The following is a 606-nucleotide window of genomic DNA, read 5'->3' as shown; positions in this document are numbered from 1 at the left end:
AGTCGATATCATTGGCAAAGCCAGGGAATTCATTCTCTAACCAATCAGCATCATAGTTTTTACCCATGTGAGAAAAACGGCGTGGGCTGGTGATGTCTATTGCGTCAAAGCTGGCCGGTAAAATATGTTGGTGTGGCGAGGTTAATCTAGACTGTGGTGATTCAATATTAGGCAGTCTCTGAATACTTCCAGCGCTAAGTTGTTCGGCCGCGACACCTTTGCCATGCAGGTTTTCGGCAAATTGTGGACCGCCAAACGCATTGCTCCAACCAAGACCCATTTTTGAAAAAGGTAATGGTGCAGTGGAATGATCATTAACCCAATGGCGATCGCCGGTGACAATCAATGTTTTTTCAAGGGTGTCGAGTTGGATCTTTGCTGCACAGGTTGTTTTATCATTCTGATGGTGGGTATATCCGTAACCTGTAGCGAGAAATTCAGCACAATTTTTAGGGATTGCGAGATCTAACAGGCCTCCACCTGTGGTTAATTCTTCATTAACGAGCTGCCACAATTTTGGTTCGGGTGATAAGTGCGGAGTTTCTTCCATGTCGGTCAGAGCCAATACAGAAACCCCCAGATGATGCTGTCCCTGTAAGGTGAAAG

At 45.7% G+C, this 606-nt stretch carries 1 protein-coding gene; it reads right to left on the bottom strand.

Features of this window, described 5'->3' with window-relative positions:
• Window positions 1-606, bottom strand: a 606-nt coding sequence (locus tag FTA91_RS05900) for a DUF2169 domain-containing protein (RefSeq protein ID WP_145583063.1), incomplete at both ends; no start/stop codon positions are given.

The sequence above is a fragment of the Yersinia thracica genome, from assembly GCF_902170565.1.
GTDB lineage: Bacteria > Pseudomonadota > Gammaproteobacteria > Enterobacterales > Enterobacteriaceae > Yersinia > Yersinia thracica.
This window is presented reverse-complemented; position numbering and strand designations above follow the sequence as displayed.